The following is an 18897-nucleotide window of genomic DNA, read 5'->3' as shown; positions in this document are numbered from 1 at the left end:
ATTAAACCTTACTAGCAATAGTATCCGGCTTCTGGCGGTCAAAAATCTCATTCGCCCAAAGCATTACAACCATCTCATCTTTACCAATATTTGTGATGTCATGAGTCCATCCAGGCACGGTTTCTACTACGCGAGGTTTATCTCCGGAGGTAGTAAGCTCATATCGCTCATTACTCAAAATATTACGAAAACCAAAACGAGCCTCACCTTTAATCACCAAAAATTTCTCTGTTTTAGTATGGTGATAATGGCCACCACGCGTTACCCCTGGGTGCGCAGTAAAAAAGGAGAATTGACCCGAATCCTTCGTTTTAAGCATCTCAACAAATATGCCGCGCTCATCACCGTGTTTTGGAAGGTCATAGGCAAACTCACTCGGCGGAAGATAGCTTACATAAGTAGCATATAAAGCACGCACTAACCCAGTGCCGACTTGCTCCGAAACTAAAGTGCTACGGCAATTCTGAAAACCCTCAATTTGAGACGCTAGATCACCCAAAGTTATCTCATAAACAGGCTCAACCCCACCATGCGTCAAGCCAGAGGGCATATTACCCAACATTCCCATAAAAGCAGACACAACATCATCCACATATACCAATCGAACTAAGGCAGATTGATCATTTACCTGTATTGACAAATGATTGGCTATATTGTGACAAAAGGTTGCCACCACAGAGTTGTAGTTCGGCTTGCACCATTTGCCGAATACTCCGGGGAGCCTGAAAATGGATATTGGGCTACCGCTGGCTGAAGAAAATTTTTCACACACCTCTTCGGCCATTCTCTTACTTTCCCCATAAGGATTAGCAAAACCAGCCTGAGCCGAGGATGAAACAATCAGAGGAATCTTGCGACCAGTAGCAGCTATCATCTCGCAAAGTTGAGCTGTTAAATCGACATTTCCCTCCGCAAACTCTTTGATGTCATTTGGCCTGTTAATGCCGGCCAAATGAACTATCGCATCACATTGGTCTATACGAGTTTTTAGATCAGCCAGTGAGTGAGTGCGATTGAACGAAATTACTTCGTAGCCCTGTAGTTCACCCAATCGAACTATGAGATTTTTTGCAATAAACCCATTTGATCCTGTAACAAGAACTCTCACGCTCACTCCTCTGCATTGGCATGCTCACCGCGTGCGATAGCCTGCATGAAAGATAGTTTGAGAAGCAGTTTTTTCATGCCTTCAACATCAAGACGATTGGTATTATGAGAGTTGTAATCCTCGGAAACAGATATTTTTGCCTCACCCTCCTCGACAAATTTACCGTAATTAAGATCGCGCAAATCTGGTGGGACGCGATAATAATCGCCCATATCTTCAGAAGCAACTCGCTCCTCTCTACTAAGAAGGGCCTCATAAAGTTTTTCACCGTGGCGAGTGCCAATAACCCTGATTTCATGCTCAGACTTATCAAGCAAACTAGTTAGCGCTTTTGCAAGGGTCTCTATAGTAGCTGCTGGAGCCTTTTGAACGAAAATGTCCCCAGGGTTGCCATGCTCAAATGCATATAGAACAAGATCCACCGCATCATCCAGAGTCATCATGAAGCGAGTCATTGAGGGATCGGTGATTGTAATTGGCTTCCCATTACGAATCTGCTCTATAAAAAGAGGGATAACAGAGCCACGTGAAGCCATGACATTCCCATATCGCGTTCCACAAATAACAGTTTTGTCACTACTGCGGGATTTTGCAACCATGACCTTTTCCATCATCGCCTTGGAGATTCCCATGGCATTAATGGGGTAAACGGCCTTATCTGTACTTAAACAAACTACTCTCTTTACATCGCTAGAAATTGCGGCTTCCAATACATTTTCAGTGCCCAAAACATTTGTTTTAACTGCTTCAATTGGGTGAAATTCACAAGATGGGACCTGTTTTAATGCTGCTGCGTGATAAATGTAATCAACCCCGCGAACAGCGTTGAGGATAGATGAATAATCACGCACATCACCGATATAGAACTTTAGACGAGGATCAGCGTATTTTTTTCGCATGTCATCTTGCTTTTTTTCATCCCGGCTAAAAATTCTAATCTCAGAAATATCTGTATTTAAAAAGCGGCGCAATACAGCATTTCCAAAGGAGCCGGTACCTCCTGTTATTAGCAAAGTACCCTTAAGGGCCGGGGATGATGAGCAACTTGAATTTGATGATTTCATAATAAGTAATTAATGACAAAGTTAATTGCGAAAAGAAAATATTCTTAATAAAGGAAAGACCATGAGAAATAGTAACACCCATAATATTCCGTGATCGTAAATAAAGGGCCCCTCGATTGGAATCTGGGATAAATGGTAGCCAACAAGTCCTCCATATATAGCTAAACTCCCTCCTAGGCTTCCCATATATAGAGGCATGGAATCTATCACGCTAATAATAAATGACAACATTAACAGCAAAACTAATGCTAATGGCCATCCACCCAAAACATACCCAGTAATATGGGCAGGTTGAGGAGCAGTTCCGCGACCCTCAAAACCATCAAATCCAAATATTTTAGAATAAATATATGTACTTGGTCTACATGGCGGACCCACTTTTAGCTGCTCAAAAAACCCCCCGCAAACCGAGTCTTCATCAGCCTCTACCTGAAAATAGTAGGGATATATTATTGCCATTCGATTGATGGACGAAATGGCAAGAAACTCTATATTAGCGATAGCGCCGCTTACGGGATTCGCATCACTAGATGAGCTCCCATCTAGACGAAAAACAAAAGATGAAATAACAAAAAAGGCAATCACTATGATAGATGCCGCTAAAAAAAGGCGCCCATAAATCTTCTTGGTTGAATATGTAAATAAAACAAGCAATAAACCACAATAGTACAAAATTAATGGCCACTTCATGTTAAGTAAAAAGTAATAGAAAGAAAGCAAAATAAAATTTGCAAAATTTGCAAAAAACCAGAAGCGATCTGCCCCCCGCAATACCCTGACAAAGCAATAAATCGAAAGGAATGGGAGAACTGACATAATCACCATCAATGGCCCAAACCCTAATCTTTCCCGCAGAAGAAATCTAGCCTCGACTGCTGCTACTGCATTGTCACTATCTACCAATAGGATCCAGGCATCAGCAGCCATAAATGCGTAAGCTATATAACCATAGCAGATAAAAATACTTATTAGATACTCTTTCTTTTTAAGCTCTTTCAGGCGACCAAATCCTCTAAAGAGCGCAGAGAGCCCCGAACACCTAACTATAAAAACCGTTATAGGTACGACAAAAAAGGGGGAGAGCAACAATATCCAATAACCAGCTCCATAAATTGTCTGAAACGTGAAAATTAATGAGTATCCTGAGTCAACTATAAAATTGCGGCTGATCTGAGTTTCAAATAACAAGTTTCCCAAAACAATTGTTATGAAGTATGAGAATAGAAAGGTGCATGTAGCGAGATTGTTCAAAACAAATCGGCGGGCACCTCTGACATTTAAGTTATTGTGATCATTTCCAATCAAATTTCACCCCTCTTTCGCAATGTTTTGCAGTCAACCTGACCATAAATCAGATGAATCAACTTGGCCACTTGAGCATGAGGATTTTTTGCATTAGCGATAAATTCAAAAGCTTTTCGAGCTTGATCCTTGCGATCATCTTGAGATCGCAAAAGATGATCATGCAGCGATCCTATCAATTGATCTGGATCATCACTAATTTCCGTTAAATACTTAAAGTATTCCTCAGGAATTCCTGGCAATCTTGTTGATAGAACTGGCGCTCCACTCCTCATATAAATTAACAGTTTTGAAGGGAATGAAAATCTAACAAAATTATCTTTTAAGGATCGAGTCATCAAGAGTGCTGTCGCTCCTGCGAGGTACCCCACAAGAATATCCTGGGAAATAAACCCAAAATAACGTATGCGTTCATCCTGCAATGCGGCCAACTCAATTTCATGTGAAAGTGGCCCCTTACCGAAAAACCATAGCTCAGCATCTAAATTAGATTGGCAAAATGTCCTTAGCAAACTACCGACACCATATGCCTCATTTAGCCCTCCCGCGTATAAAAAATATGGTCTGTTGGACTGAGAACCTGACTTCAACTCCTGCTTAGGGGTTGAAGGGGTGAGGCCAACAGAAATCCCCTCAATTACAACAGATGGGATAGCCCTTAACTCAAGCATCGACTCCAACATAGCGGGGGCAACTATAGATGCGCCACTAGCACGCCGCAATAAAAAACGAATGAAAGAATAATCAAGCTTCTTAAGTACCCTAAAGACTAGTCCACGCTTAAGCCCCAAAGACATAAATTGCGGTAAGTCTGGAACAATTACAAAATATTTCACCCCATAAAATCGATTCATTAAATTTGCAGCCAAAAGGTATGGGCTGTGCAAAGAATATATACACAAGGCCTTAGTAGAACCATGATGCCAAGAAAATATCCGGCGCAAGTTAATTAGGGCCGAGGTAAAACGAGTAAGGCCTTTGAGGCCTGGAAGATTCACATACCCCATGCTCACACAAGAGCTTGAATCAATTTTAGATTCGCGCCCCCTGAATATAATTTTTTTATTAAGTGGATATGTTGATGCTGGTGTAGATGCCAATATTTGAACACTCAACTTATTACTAAGAAAGCCTTCAAAAAAACCACACTCAAAATTTCTCGCGGCAATCTGAGGATAAAGGTCTTCACGAGAGTCTCTATCAAAATCATCATCAGGAACAAGAAAGCCAAGCAGCACAATATCTACAGTCATAAAATTCTCGATAGCAAAAGGCGAAATCTTTTATCACTCAAACATAACATTACTCCAGCTATAGCAAACACTGCCAACCTATAAAAAATATGCGCCTGGCTTGAGGACTCCAAACTTAGTACAGTAATTTGCATCCAATCCAAACCAATTACAAAAATTGACCAAATTAATAATTTAATTAAAAATGGTTTTTTAAATTTAGGTCGAACAATAGATGCTGACATAATAGAGACAATCATTAGATAAAATACCGAAGATAAAAAAACAGTTGCGGCACCGCCAATAACGCCAAAATAAGAAATTGATATAAATGAGACGACCACAAATATAGAAGCCACACATAATGCGAGCTTGGCCAGTAAAAATGTATTTCCCGTAACCTCAAGCCCCTTTTGGAAATACATTGCGAGGGTCATTGCGATAATTGAAGAGTAAACCAATGCCATAATCAAAGCAGAGGTTCTATATTCACCGCCAAAAACTAAACCCATCAAATCTGAGCCAATTAGGCAGACGCTAATTAGCACTGGAAAAGTTAGCAGTAGCACTAATTCCACACTTTCACTGAGAATATCTTGAACCTGTGCAATGCCATCCCCATCTTTCCATCCCCACATTATTGACGTGTGACTGGCCATCAGAATTGGCATGGTTAAAAAACCAGTTATACCCACTGCAAGATCTCGAAATGTCATGTATTGCCCGGTTTCATTTGTAATTCCAAGAAAGGGGTAAATGAGACGATCGCCGATTGAAAAAACTTGAGTCGCAAAAAACCAAAAGCACATTGGCAACCCAAAATGAAAAATTTTTCTCAAATTTTTAATGCTCGGTACATAGTCTATTGGGCTAGAACCACCTATCATCCTCAACAAAAGATAGCCCGCAGCAACAGCAGTTAGAGCATTTGCAAAAGTAATGGCAGCAATACCTCCGACTGCGTTACCTGGAAAAAACCACACTAAATAAAGCAAGCCAATAATCCAAGCAAAACTCTGAATTGAGGTTAATGCCAACTGATACATAATTTTTTTTACAGATTGCATAACAGCTTGCATCAAAGAATTAGATGATTGGAACCCAACCAAAAAAAAGCAAAGTATCGAGAGTGCAAAATCTCTAGTGGCAAAAAAAACTACTATCGATGAAATAAGCCCAAAAGCAACAAAAAGTATGGATTGCAATCCAATCACCTCACATACTAATTTGCTCTTATCGCAATCGTCAGTATTTGGTAATTGGAACTGAATAGCATTTGCCAGCCACGTACTGCACAATTGGACAGCAAGAATAGCGGCCGCCAGCACACTAGAGTAGCGTGCGTATTCCTCCGGGTCTAACTGTTTTGCAAGTAAATAAATGCAGAATAAGCCAGCTATTCCAGGTATGACTTTTATAGGCACATAACCCAGAATATCCCGACCAAAAGACGATGGATTGCCATCCTCGATTGTTAATCTACTTTTTGGCATCAACAGTTTCAAACTTTATACAGCATAAATTTTCAAAACTAAGGGCACCATTGTTCTTGAATTCAATTGGGAAAAAAGCACATTGGGCTATAGCTCCCGGGCTGCCAAGACGGCGTAGCATAGGAATTAATTCGCCATCCTTAATATCGCCACCCATTCCATACGGACCAACGTAAACTAAATGTATAGGCTCCTTCAAATTATCAAATGCAAAGTATGTAAGATCATCAATAACTATACGTCTAGATGAGTCAGGACTTAGATTGCATGAACTTGCAAAGCTTCTTATTTTTTTACGCTGGTCAGGAAAGGTAAATGTAGGAACTGAAAGTTGTTGACCTAAAACGCCGAATTCATGAGTTTTCTTATCACTCATTAGTGGCAATAATATTGTCGATACCAAAACAATTGCGCTTAGTAAGAATGTGGAATAGAAAAATATTAAAGCGCCTGCACCAATATCCTTAAGCCTACCCTTTAGATTCCATGAATTTTGCATAAAGCTTAAAGAAATTAAGAGGAGCAAGATGCCAAAAATCAAAACTCCCCCATAGAAATTCCATGTTTTATAGATAAGCAAATGTCCTATAAGACAAAGCCACAGCACTATTGAAAGGATATTTGAGTCCCTAAGACATTTGCGGTACAGGCCCCGCAAAAAAACCAACGGAGGGAGTGTAATGCCTAAAATTATTATGAAATATAAACAAATGGCCAATAACTTATTGACTATCCCAGTGAACGCACTTAATGCTCCACCCGCTTGTAAGGCTGGTAACCAGGAGGATTGATATGCAGACTGGAATACTGCATGCCCAATAATCTTCTTCGGAAATGAGATAAGATTTTCACCAAACTCCGCAAGCGTAATGATTGGAATTGTCATTAAATTTGAGATTTGGGATGTTTGCGCAGAAAAAGCAGACGCCAGAAGCGGTGCGCCATCGCAACTGAAAAGCTCTTTTGCAGCATAAATTGACTCAAGGCAACAAGCGATCGAAAGTGCAATCATAATTATTTGCAGCAGTCGCCTTCCTCGAAATTTAATCCATACAGATGCAATAATGATTGGCAAGAAGAAAACAGCCTTCGGGTGCGTGTAAAACAATAAAGATGTAAGAACTATATAGGCTACAACATAAGAAATTAGGCGGATAGTAGACCTCACCGTTCCCAATAGAGGCGCAAATACAAAAAATATTATCAGGAGTAATAGCCACTGCTCAGACCGAGATAATATCAACGTCATCGGCAATACACCAAGCCCCAAGATAGAGAGCGCGCCTGCAATTAAATGCAAAGAGGGTGCATTCTTTGGCAGCAGATACCTCAAACCAGCTGCATATCCACCAACAATGAACAGCGCTAAAAAAACACCTGAAAGACGAATATGGAGTGGGCTAAGATTTAAATAAATTAACTGATAAATTGCGGCGCCTGGAACCCAAGAAATTGGTAGCCCCATTGTGAGCTCAGGAAAGCATTGCGGCAATGCAGTCAAAAGTCGGCCACCATGAAGAAATACCGTTGCTTGAGTGATCTTGGTTGAAGCCTCATCGGCATATAAGGGTATCAATACACCCAGCATGATGATGACTATTAAAACTAGGAAGACTATTGCTGCAATAGGATTAAAAAATTTATCTTTAATCAATTAGAACGCCTTACTTGAAGAGCATAGTTTATAAATTAATGGCAGCATACAGTAAGCCCAACAGTATTTAATCTGGATAATATTTATAGTATTTTTGATTTTCTCATATTTCCAACTAAATATCATCCCCAGCTAGTTGACAAAGAAAATCCATGGCATTAATACGAAGAAATTCTAAGCATTGATCTTATAAATTCACGCTAATAAGAGGTCTAAATACCCCATATAGCACTCAAAAATTTAAATACATAATACCAAACAGTCGTGGTTTTCATTAAATTGGCGCAATAAGAAGAATGGAGTCCCAGTAATTCACCTTTGCACAGACCCGCATCACCTTACAAAAGAGAATTACTTTATGACTTCAATTAACGATAAATCACCAAGGCATTCAAAGATCTCTAGAATTAATTTTGGAGACTTGACCTTAATTATTCGACAAAAAAACGTCTAAAAGCATCTTGCTCAACTCTTACGCAATGACCAGTATTTGGCGGTAAAAAAATTCAGAGTCACAATGATTGGCATCAATAACATCTGAGCATAGTAAGCATCAAAGCCTGACCATGACACCACAAGACTTAAGACAAGTATGTTCATGCCCAATGAAAAGCTACTGGCGAAAAAATACTTTATGAATCTTCCTCTAAATTGTATTTTTTTGTCAGGCTTAAATACCCAAGAAAAATTTACGATATAAGAAAAAATAAATCCAATAGCCCAAGCAGAACTTAATGAAATTAGGTAATTCACATATAAAATTTTTAACATTACCGTGAATACAATAAAAGTTAGAAAAAAATTTACACTCCCAACAATAGTGAATTTTGCAGCCTCCACCTTCAGCTTATTCATACTTTTTTACAAGGGGGCCTGGTCGCAAGAAATAAAATTTGCCTCGACTCAATTCTTTCTAGCCACTAAAATCAGAGTACCGCCAAATGGAAGTGAGAAGCCTAGCCTTATTAAAACCTCATCAACTCGCATAAAGCAGTCAAAAATACAATTTAATAAGCCAGAGAATTTAACCCTCTTCTCTAAGCCCTCTTTGTCTTCTAAAGACTTATTTCCACGCCTATCAAGCAGTCGAGAAACCAACATTAACGGAAAAAGAATAAAAAGAAAAGACGTTACATACTTAACAGTAAAACCACTTGCCTCAATCTTGCCAACCAAGTCGCGCCTGGAATACCTGCGCTTATGCTTAACAATTTCATCCAACTTACTCCACAAAAACATATGTTGTGGAACGCTAATCACCAAAACGCCGCTTTGATTCATCATTTGGCTGATGTTAGATAAGGCTTTATTATCGTTCTCTATATGCTCGATAACATCAAAAGCAGTAATCATATCGAAATTCTGCTCTTTAATTACCCCTTGAGTAACATCAAATTGAATAAAATCAACGTCTGGCTGACTTTTCTTTGCATATGAAAGCCCCTTCAAATAAATCTCAGAGCCGGTAATTTCTAAACCACTATTTGGGGATATTTGCCGTATAAAATCCCCAGTACCGCAGCCTATGTCTAAAAATCGCGTTTTCCCACCAACAACCAAATGAGATTCAACAATTCTTTTAAATAAACGGTTTCTTGAGCTAACCCAAAAACTACTCCCTACATTTTCATTAGTTAAATCAAAACCGCCATCAGGGTAATCCGTATAAGCACGCGCAACCTCTGGGCTGTAGCACTTTATTCCATCAATCATCGTATACCGCAAATTGGAGCTCATAAGAACTTATCCCTTACAACATAGTTCGGCCTCTTTCGAACCTCTTCATTTATTCTCCACACATACTCACCGATCACACCGAGCATTACCATAATCATCCCCCCCATAAGTAAGGTTACGATCATCAGTGGCGCCCAACCCTCAAATGGGGTTTCGCCTCGCAGCCAACTATAAATAATAGAGAGGCTATAAAGAACACCAAACATAGATGTGGCTACCCCCATTAGAGAAATAAATCTGATGGGCAAATAGGAGGCATCTATCACTCCATCTATAAAGTTTTTCAACTTTTTGTTGAAGTTATATTGAGATTTTCCGATAGTTCTCTTTAAGCGCACGTAAGGAATAAAGCTTGTGCGAAACCCAGTCCACAGCAAATCGCCCTGAAAGAAACGATGCCTCACATCAATGGCATTAAATTCATTCATCACCCTTCTATCCATCAATACAAAATCAAAACCGCCTGGCGGTATCTGCGGGAATGATATACGCAATACCCCATATGCCAAACGTGAAAAGAGTTTTGCGGTCAGCGCATCAGATCGATCAGTTCGATGACAAATGACTATTTCCGCTCCCTCCGCCCACTTGTTGACCATTTGAGGTATCAATTCCACGGGATCCTGCAAATCGGCAGATATGTTAATTACGGCATCACCCGTAGCCTCCTTAAAGCCCGCTAGCATAGCAGCCATCTGACCAAAATTTCTGGTAAAGGTGATTGCTTTCACTCTTGAGTCTAATTCTCTTACATTCAATATTTCACTAAGAGAGCCATCCTGGGACCCATCGTCCACAAAAATAATTTCATACTCATGCTGAGGTAAATCACTTGCGAAAATTGATTGAATCCTTTCTTGAGTCTTAGCGATTGCACCCTCATTGTGATATACAGGAATAACAAATGAAATTTTCATTTAACTTCACCGCGTTCACACAGCAGGAATATGCTAGAACATAAATCTGGATACTGTTGGCCGAGTGCATAACACCCCTCCAAGTACTCCTTAGAAATAATATCCGTCTGCAACAAACGATCCCATTGAAAATTAGCGAGTGCTTTAAAAAAGATCCCTGATCGGTGCACCACTTTTAGACCAGCAGCGACAGCATCACGCTCTAGAGTATCAAGAGTGTAGGTACAACGATGACCATGCTCAGCCTCGGCCGGCGTCACCGCTGAGTTATGCGAAATAAGACCCATCTTCACAGCAATCTGTCTTGAAGGGGCATTTCCATTGGGGCAGACTAAAAAGAAGCGTCCACCATCAGCCAACCACTCTTCATTAATACGCCTGAGAACGAGTGCTGGATCATCAAGATGCTCCAGCACGTGGGTTAAAACAATATTGTTGTAACGCTTTGGAAGATTTACCGTCTCAAATAGCGAATGGATATAAGTTGGCATATCCCCTAATTTCGCCTTAGCCTCAATAATGGCCTCGCTTGAAGCTTCAACACAAGTTATGTCCTTGAAACGCTCAACAAAGCGGCGAGTGAAGTCACCCTTAAAACTCCCCAACTCTAATAGACTACCTTCGCAAAAAAATGGCTCGAATGAACGCATCATGTATGGATGCATAACACTAAAATCAAAACTGTACGCATACTTTTCGCTTTCAGAATTTACTGAATCATCTGATTCGATGTTGTAATCTCTACGGAAACTCATGTTACATCCCAGTATTTGGTGCTATCTATCAATGTGAGATAGTCTTGCTTTGTAACCCCAACCAAAATTTGATCCCAATACCGACCCTTCCTAAAGTAGTAATCGCGTCTTCGACCCTCCTCCTTCCAGCCTAATTTCATGCCGCAATAAGTGGAAAGAGAAAGGGTGTTGTACTCAAGCATCGCACCATCCAGCCTTTGGAGATTCATTTCTTCAAAAGCGTATCGCATGGTAGCCATGATGGCATCAATGCCATAACCTTTTCCACGATGACTTTCCTCGCCAAGAACCAGTCCATGCCAAGCATGGCTATTTCGCCAATCAATACTGATTAGGCTAGAAACTCCAATAACCCCACCGTCCGGGACCTCAACAACAAATCGCTGATTGAGAGAATCGTTCTTTAGGGCCTGAAACCATGTTTTATGGAAATCCATGGAGCTCGGAAAGTGCTGCTCACCTATTCCATCCTGAGTTATAGGGTCATTTGCCCATTTTTGCAAATACTCAAGATCGCCCTCCTCAATAGCTCTTAATGTGACAGCTCTTCCTTTGATGTTCATATACAACCCCCGAAAATACAGCTATTCATTTTTCTAGCCTTGCTAAACCAAACCCAAAACGCCCAAACTCATTACCGTTATATAGCAAAAAAACCTCGCCATCCATTTCAAAAACATGTGGGTAACATTGCATTTCTGAATCCCATCCATCCTCCGATAGACAGATTCCCACACTCTCATCCTCACGAGTCCACTCTATTAAATCATCTGAAAATGCATAACCAATTCTATAGCCTCTACTAAGATTTCTTCGAAAATCACGCGCCTCTCGGTAACAAAAAAACATGTGATATCTTTGTTCGATTTTTATAATCGTTGGTAGCGCTTGACATTCTTCAGCATTTAATCTGTCAACAATTATTTGTCGACCTTCTTTTTCCCAGGAAATTCCATCTATAGATTTTGCATGTGCAATTTTATAAACACGTTCTGGCGGCTCACCGTCATCATAAGTCACCCACCTTGTGCCATATATCTACCACATGTGAAAGACCCCATCAAATATTCTAACGAACGCATCACCCACTAAAAAAGGCTCATGCAACGTAGGGGCCAATACAGGGCCAACACCCACCTTACCAAAAGTTAGGCCACCATCCTCGCTTACTGCTAGACCAATTGAGGCATCTGTGGATACGGATACCCTTCTATTCCAGCCCGTAGTGTAAGCATATAACTTATGATCATTGCGCATCACTCCAAATGGAAATATGCCGTGCTCATCGAACGACCCCAGTCCTCCAAGCGGTATGACGGCCTCTTTTGAAATGCCAAGAACATCCCTAAAACCTCTATCAAAATCAACAAAAGCTACATGACTTAAAAACTTTCCCTTGTCATCTTTTACTCTTGTTGAGAAATATATCCTAATATAGTCATCAAAAATGAGCGCTTGTGGGGACTGAGCAAATTCAGCGCAGCCGTTTGGTAATGCATGATTCGTAGGATCAAATATTTTTCCTAGTTTTATCCACTTCATATTTTGACGCGCCCGTCATTCACTAAAATATTTTCTAAAAAGGTAGTTGCCAAGGTTGCCCTTTAAAAGTTAACTAAATATGCCTTAAGCAACATAAAAATTTACCGCGAATACTCTTCTAATTCAGCCAATCCAAAGCCATACCGACCAACCTCATTACCTATGTAAAGCATGTAAATCTTCCCATCTAACTCAAATATGTGTGGATAGGCTACAGACTGGCTATCCCACCCTTCAGCAGAAATATCCAAACCAGCCCTTGCATCTTCCCTAACCCAATTAATCAGATCGTCAGAATATGCGTATCCAATTCGATAACCCCTTTCATTGCTTCTGAAATTTACTCCATATTTATAGCAAAAAAACATGTGGTATCTATTTTCGTAAAAGAAAACATCTGGGCTAGCTTGGCACTCATCTGACTCCAACTTGTCCTGAATAATATTTACGCCATTCCTGCGCCAATTGAATCCATCATCTGACGTGGCCATACGAATCTTATATACAGCCTCAGATCTACCTTCAAATCTGTGCCATTTTGTTCCTGCAACATACCAAAGCTGCCACCCCTTACCAAAGCGCCTGATTTTGGGCCCACTAAGGACATGCGGGTCGTTAATGTCAGATGTTAGAAGAGGCCCCTCCCCCAGCTTTTCAAAACTAATGCCATCGTCACGACTGACGGCCAAGCCAATTGAGACAGTAAACGGAACCGACTCACATCTTGTCCAGCCGCCATAATAAGCAAGCACGTCACCACCATTACGCATTACTGAAACAGGGTAGGTTCCAAACTCATCGAATGTCCCGACGTGTCCAAGCTTCAATATTGGATTTTTTGCTACCCTCAGAATTTTTGACAGGTCACCCCTATCCAGATCTATATAAGCTGAATAGCTGACATACTGACCTGCCGCATCGGGATACGGGCGGCATGAGAAGTACACCCTTATAAATTCATCAAAAATTAGCGTTGCTGGCGCTTGAGCGTACTCCTTTAACCAATCTCTATCTGAGACGCTCTGAGGAGCGAATATTCGCCCTCTTTTTTTCCATTTAAACATGGCTAATTTTCTAATACATTACGCATCGCAATTATTAATAGTATTTCTTAGTTGCAATAGCCAACAGACTAGCGCACAACTGGGGCGTATCTTCACCAAGAGCATAGAATGCCCTGATAACCTCATCGCCCAGCTTTATCATTTGCGACTCGGCCAGAGGCTTAAGATACATCCCCTTCATCGACAGGATCTTTAGGCCAGCTTCCTCACAATGCTCAGTTAACATATCTACGGTATATAGGCGCCGATGGCCGACCTCATAATCTTTTGGGGCCATTTGATCATAACCTTTTAATAGCCCCATTTTGTATCCGGCACGCCGATTCAGGGACATGCAGTTTGGGCCGGAAATAAAAATTAACCCCTCATCCTTAACAAGATGAGACAATGCCCTCAAAGAGGAAATTGGATCTTCGACATGCTCAATCACATTCAAAAAGAAAATAAAATCATATTTTCGCTGTGTATTAAAGTCTTCAAGCAAAACGTTGTGACATATTACATTCGGCACTCTACGCCTTAATAGGTCAATATTTTTTGGGGCCGGCTCAATAACCTCAATATCATCAAATAAGTCGCAGAGCTTTTCGGTTGAAAGCCCGCTACCACACCCCACCTCCAGCGCACTCTTGCCAGTGAGATTGTATTGCTTGATAATTTCAATCTCACGCTCTATCATCAATGCATCCATATGATCACCCTTTTCATAAAAAGGGTTGATTGATTCAAGATGCTCAATTTCTTTTTTATTCATCTAGATACTCCAAAATAATTAGCTAATTTCAAGGATCGAGTTCCTAATATCAAACTTGCGAAAATCCTAATTGGACAACTTGTTAACTCATTAGATTTTTTTGAAACTCTAACTAAAGCATATGGCGGCTCTATTTAGACAAAACCGAATACCCTTAATTGAAGAAAACTATTCGACCTTTCTCAAATTAAACCTGAAAAATTATTAACTCATTTTTTTAACTTTTTGATTGATAGGCACTTTATTTTGCAATCATACAATATCGAATTGCAATAATTGAAATTTCACTAAATCAACAGAGTTAAACATCAATACATCGACAATCGAAAGCCATGGCACAAATGCATTATTGAACTGTAGATATTCGAACTTCTTTGATTGAATGAATTGCAACTTAAGACCATTTTCTAGAAATGCTTTTTTTGAGTAGAGCTCTACTCCGCCGATTGGATTTATATAGATGGTCGCAGCTAACGCACTAGATAAAGCCAGCACACGATCCTGCCCCCTGAGCCGATGATCAATTTCAATCTCAGATGAAGTTATTATTTTTGTAGATATACCAAGATAAGCGCATACCTGCTCGATTCCATTGCGCAAAAAAAGGAATAGATTCGATTCTGAATGTCGCAACACTCGCTCAATCAGAGAGAATGTTTGCTCAAAATATGGGGCTCTAAAGTATGCACCCCTTAACTGGTTCATAAACCTATCTTTATCGAAATCAGCAGCCAGTTCACGCTCACAAATATCCAGCGAATCACTTCCCTTCCTAAGGGGCAGAGAAAACATCTCATCTCCCCCATTTTGCAAGAATCGATTTCGATTAATCCATCCCTTTTTTGTGTACTTAATGTTGTCGTAAATAACGAATAAATCAACCGCTGCTATCAATTGAAAATAGCCTATATATGGAAGAAAGTATGGCTGCATTACTCCAACCTTCATCTTCACACCCCAGTAATTTCAGGCTGCCGACATAAATCTCTCATTGAGCAGCAATTAAAGAGCAAATTTCATCCACAATCTCAAGACATAAATCAGGGTATATTGGCAAGCATAAGACTTGTTTAGTAGCTTGCATTGCATATGGCAAATTGCTTGGCATAGATGATGGAAGGCCTTGATACATTGAAAACTCTGAGATTAATGGATAAAAATATCTGCGAGGAATGATTCCAGCCTCCTTAAGAACTTCATTTAACCGCTCTCGATCAAGGGCGTATTCTGATTTTACAAGTATGGGGAAATAGGCGTAGTTGGCAACTTTCTCGCCAGACCCCTCTAGACAGAGTATTCCGGGAACAGATTTTAGGTTTTTACGATATCTAGCGTCAACAGTCCTTCTCTTTTCCAATACATCGCCCATATGCTTCAATTGAACCAGGCCAAAAGCTGCATTAATTTCACTCATTTTCCCATTAATACCAGGTGCAACAACATTGACCTCTCCGGCATGACCGAAATTTTTTAACTGATCAATTCGTACTTTTGTTTTTTCATCTGGACAAACAATGGCTCCACCCTCAAACGTATTAAAAACTTTTGTGGCATGAAAACTTAATACCGATAAATCGCCGTGGTTTAGCACACTCCCGCAGTGACATTCGACACCAAATGCATGGGCTGCATCATAGATAACTTTCAAACCATAAGTATTGGCAATTTTTTCAATCGCATCAACATCGCAGGGATGGCCATAACAATGTACAGGCATGATGGCAGTTGTTTGGGGTGTAATGGCAGCCTCAATTTTTGCCGGATCAATATTCAATGTTCTTGGATCAATGTCAACAAAGACTGGCTTTATTCCATTCCATAATAATGAATGAGAGGTCGCCACAAATGAGAATGGGGTCGTTATAACTTCACCAGTAATACGTAATGCTTGAAGCGCTGTAATTAACGCAATAGTTCCATTAGTAAATAGTGAAAGATATTTAACGCCCAAATACTCGCAGAGCGCACGCTCAAGCTCTTGATGAAATGGACCACCATTGGTAAGAACTTTATTTTCCCAAATTTGCTCAAGATAGGGAATAAATTCACTCAATGGAGGAAGGTGAGGCTGAGTTACATAGATATTTTTATTTTTTATCGCCATAAAAGTCCAGAATATAGTGCGTAATTTAATCGTTTCGTGGCTATCAACCTTTTTAACAGTACTCCCCCGCCTCCTTTAAGTCAATCTGATTCATATTGCCACCGACAGTTAACATCAACCACTCTACTTACTAAAGTAGTCACGTAAACACCCCGATAAAAGTTAATGTCACTCACATTAAAAGTCTGTTTAGCGGGAATAAGCGTACATTTCATACAACGTACCAGCAATCTTCATCGGCATTAAGAATGTTCAAATTTTCCCTGTAAATATCGAGCGAAAACAGTTTTTTTCCGTGCTATTCAACCGTCACTGATTTAGCTAGATTTCTAGGCTTATCAACATCATTACCTTTCATTAAGGCGCAGTGATAAGCAAATAGCTGCAATGCAACTGTATGCAGAATAGGCGATAGTTCCCCGTAATGCTCCGGCAAGTACAAAATATGAATTTCATCTGATTGGGTAATATGTGAACCTTGATCAGCAAATACAAAAAGCTCGCCGCCCCTGGCCTTTACTTCCTGTAAATTTGATTTAAGCTTTTCAAGTAATTCGTCATTGGGCGCAATGGCAACGACCGGCATCTCACTATCAATCAATGCCAATGGGCCATGCTTTAATTCTCCGGCTGGATAAGCCTCTGCATGAATATACGAAATTTCCTTAAGCTTTAATGCACCTTCAAGCGCTATAGGGTAGTGTCTGCCACGCCCTAAAAAAATTGCATCTTGCTTGCTTGAAAATTTTTCGGCCCAAACTTTTATCGAGTTTTCCAACTTTAATACTTCAATAACGGCTGCAGGCAAATGACGCAATTCGTGCAAATATTGACCTTCTTCAGCAGGAAAAAGAACGCCTCTCTGTTTAGCGACAGCTAAAGTCAGCATAAACAATGCTGCCAATTGTGTAGTAAATGCTTTTGTAGAAGCTACGCCAATCTCAGGGCCAGCCCTCGTAATGAACCGCAGCTCGCACTCACGCACAATGGCAGACTCAGGCACATTGCAAATTGCAAATGTTTTCTCTTGACCCAAGGATTTAGCAAAGCGCAAAGCTGCCAAGGTATCAGCCGTTTCTCCTGATTGAGAAATTGCCACAACTAACTGGCGAGGGTTAGGCACTGTAGTTCGATACCGATATTCACTTGCAACCTCAACACTTGTTGGAACCTTCGCAATAGATTCCAGCCAATACTTAGCCACTTGGCCAGCGTAGTTACTAGTGCCGCATGCCAAAATCAAAATGCGATCAATTTCTTTAAAAATTTGCGGCGCCTGTGCTCCAAAGAGTTGCGTATGAATTTGATCGCTGGAGGCAACTATCTCAATAGTGTTAGCTAACGCATCGGGCTGCTCAAATATTTCTTTTTGCATGTAATGCTGATAATTACCTAAATCTACCGCATCAGCAGATAACTGAGATACAACAATCTCCCGAGCAACTGGAGTACCAGCTTGATCTGTAATGCAAAATTGATTGTTTTTTAATTGGGCAATATCGCCATTTTCTAAATAAATCAATTGCTGCGTTACCTGTAATAAAGCAGAGGCATCCGAGGCTGCATATATCCCCGACTCACTAACGCCCAATAAGAGCGGGGAACCCTCTCTGGCCACAACAATCAATTCTGGATGAGACTCTTCAATTACCGCAATGGCATAGGCCCCTACCAATTTTTGAGTAGTTTGCCGCACCGCTTCAAATAAAGAAGACTCAGTTTTGAGGATTAACTCAATTAAATGGGCAATTGTTTCAGTATCGGTCTCTGACTCGAATACATATCCCTGTGCGATCAATTCTTCGCGCAAAGATTCATAATTTTCAATAATGCCGTTGTGAACTACAGCCACCCCACCTGAAACATGGGGGTGGGCATTGCGCTTACTTGGGACCCCGTGCGTGGCCCAGCGAGTATGTGCAATCCCAGCAGTTGCCTTTAAATCCTGCGTTTTTTTCTCTAGTTCAGAAACTCTACCGAGAGCTCTATAACGCTCAACGCCATCTTGATTGACGATAGCTATGCCAGCAGAATCATAGCCTCGGTACTCAAGCTTATTTAAACCCTCAATTAGCGTCGGAACAATATTGGTTTCTGCGATCGCAGCAACTATTCCGCACATGGCTTTTGCTTAGATAAATTGAATTAAAAATGCTTATTTAACACTCAAG

General features: G+C 40.5%; 18 protein-coding genes. All 18 read right to left on the bottom strand.

The window, feature by feature from the left end; all coding sequences use genetic code 11:
• Position 1: 1 nt before the first annotated feature.
• The gene (locus tag ICN42_RS04170; RefSeq protein WP_216251292.1) at positions 2–1108 is read right to left on the bottom strand and encodes an NAD-dependent epimerase/dehydratase family protein; all 1107 of its coding nucleotides are present in this window, start codon (positions 1106–1108) and stop codon (positions 2–4) included.
• Positions 1109–1110: 2 nt separating this feature from the next.
• Positions 1111–2172, bottom strand: coding sequence for a polysaccharide biosynthesis protein (locus ICN42_RS04165; protein ID WP_216251291.1), 1062 nt, complete (start codon positions 2170–2172; stop codon positions 1111–1113).
• Between the two features lie 21 nt (positions 2173–2193).
• Entirely contained in the window at positions 2194–3477 is a 1284-nt protein-coding gene (locus tag ICN42_RS04160) for a hypothetical protein (RefSeq protein WP_216251289.1), read from the bottom strand.
• Entirely contained in the window at positions 3474–4727 is a 1254-nt protein-coding gene (locus tag ICN42_RS04155) for a glycosyltransferase (protein ID WP_216251287.1), read from the bottom strand. The genes ICN42_RS04160 and ICN42_RS04155 overlap by 4 nt, the downstream gene beginning before the upstream one ends.
• Positions 4724–6199: a lipopolysaccharide biosynthesis protein gene (locus tag ICN42_RS04150; protein WP_216251283.1), complete on the bottom strand. Its 1476-nt coding sequence runs from the start codon at positions 6197–6199 to the stop codon at positions 4724–4726. The genes ICN42_RS04155 and ICN42_RS04150 overlap by 4 nt, the downstream gene beginning before the upstream one ends.
• Positions 6186–7853, bottom strand: coding sequence for a hypothetical protein (locus ICN42_RS04145; protein WP_216251279.1), 1668 nt, complete (start codon positions 7851–7853; stop codon positions 6186–6188). The genes ICN42_RS04150 and ICN42_RS04145 overlap by 14 nt, the downstream gene beginning before the upstream one ends.
• A gap of 465 nt (positions 7854–8318) precedes the next feature.
• A complete protein-coding gene (locus ICN42_RS12010) occupies positions 8319–8708 on the bottom strand; it encodes a GtrA family protein (RefSeq protein WP_216251275.1) in 390 nt (129 codons plus the stop codon).
• 48 nt (positions 8709–8756) lie between these two features.
• The gene (locus tag ICN42_RS04135) at positions 8757–9590 is read right to left on the bottom strand and encodes a bifunctional 2-polyprenyl-6-hydroxyphenol methylase/3-demethylubiquinol 3-O-methyltransferase UbiG (RefSeq protein ID WP_216251272.1); all 834 of its coding nucleotides are present in this window, start codon (positions 9588–9590) and stop codon (positions 8757–8759) included.
• Positions 9587–10507, bottom strand: a complete 921-nt coding sequence (locus tag ICN42_RS04130) for a glycosyltransferase family 2 protein (RefSeq protein WP_216251255.1) — start codon at positions 10505–10507, stop codon at positions 9587–9589. Before ICN42_RS04130 ends, ICN42_RS04135 begins: the two co-directional genes overlap by 4 nt.
• Positions 10504–11262, bottom strand: a complete 759-nt coding sequence (locus tag ICN42_RS04125) for a bifunctional 2-polyprenyl-6-hydroxyphenol methylase/3-demethylubiquinol 3-O-methyltransferase UbiG (protein WP_216251253.1) — start codon at positions 11260–11262, stop codon at positions 10504–10506. Before ICN42_RS04125 ends, ICN42_RS04130 begins: the two co-directional genes overlap by 4 nt.
• A complete protein-coding gene (locus ICN42_RS04120) occupies positions 11259–11825 on the bottom strand; it encodes a GNAT family N-acetyltransferase (RefSeq protein ID WP_216251250.1) in 567 nt (188 codons plus the stop codon). The genes ICN42_RS04125 and ICN42_RS04120 overlap by 4 nt, the downstream gene beginning before the upstream one ends.
• Positions 11826–11850: 25 nt before the next feature.
• Positions 11851–12282, bottom strand: coding sequence for a hypothetical protein (locus ICN42_RS04115; RefSeq protein ID WP_216251248.1), 432 nt, complete (start codon positions 12280–12282; stop codon positions 11851–11853).
• Between the two features lie 18 nt (positions 12283–12300).
• Positions 12301–12804, bottom strand: a complete 504-nt coding sequence (locus tag ICN42_RS04110; protein ID WP_216251246.1) for a hypothetical protein — start codon at positions 12802–12804, stop codon at positions 12301–12303.
• A 101-nt stretch (positions 12805–12905) separates the two neighbouring features.
• Positions 12906–13868: a hypothetical protein gene (locus tag ICN42_RS04105; RefSeq protein WP_216251243.1), complete on the bottom strand. Its 963-nt coding sequence runs from the start codon at positions 13866–13868 to the stop codon at positions 12906–12908.
• Between the two features lie 34 nt (positions 13869–13902).
• Positions 13903–14622 (bottom strand): bifunctional 2-polyprenyl-6-hydroxyphenol methylase/3-demethylubiquinol 3-O-methyltransferase UbiG, encoded by a 720-nt coding sequence (locus ICN42_RS04100; RefSeq protein ID WP_216251241.1) that lies wholly within the window; start codon positions 14620–14622, stop codon positions 13903–13905.
• A 252-nt stretch (positions 14623–14874) separates the two neighbouring features.
• The gene (locus ICN42_RS04095; protein ID WP_216251239.1) at positions 14875–15570 is read right to left on the bottom strand and encodes a WbqC family protein; all 696 of its coding nucleotides are present in this window, start codon (positions 15568–15570) and stop codon (positions 14875–14877) included.
• A 40-nt stretch (positions 15571–15610) separates the two neighbouring features.
• Positions 15611–16726, bottom strand: a complete 1116-nt coding sequence (locus ICN42_RS04090) for a DegT/DnrJ/EryC1/StrS aminotransferase family protein (RefSeq protein ID WP_216251236.1) — start codon at positions 16724–16726, stop codon at positions 15611–15613.
• 298 nt (positions 16727–17024) lie between these two features.
• The gene (gene glmS, locus ICN42_RS04085) at positions 17025–18848 is read right to left on the bottom strand and encodes a glutamine--fructose-6-phosphate transaminase (isomerizing) (protein WP_216251233.1); all 1824 of its coding nucleotides are present in this window, start codon (positions 18846–18848) and stop codon (positions 17025–17027) included.
• Between the last annotated feature and the right edge of the window lie 49 nt (positions 18849–18897).

It is taken from the genome of Polynucleobacter sp. 71A-WALBACH (assembly GCF_018882365.1).
In the GTDB taxonomy this organism is placed as follows: Bacteria; Pseudomonadota; Gammaproteobacteria; order Burkholderiales; family Burkholderiaceae; genus Polynucleobacter.
The sequence above is the reverse complement of the archived record's forward strand: the minus strand, read 5'-3'. Positions and strand labels throughout refer to the sequence as shown.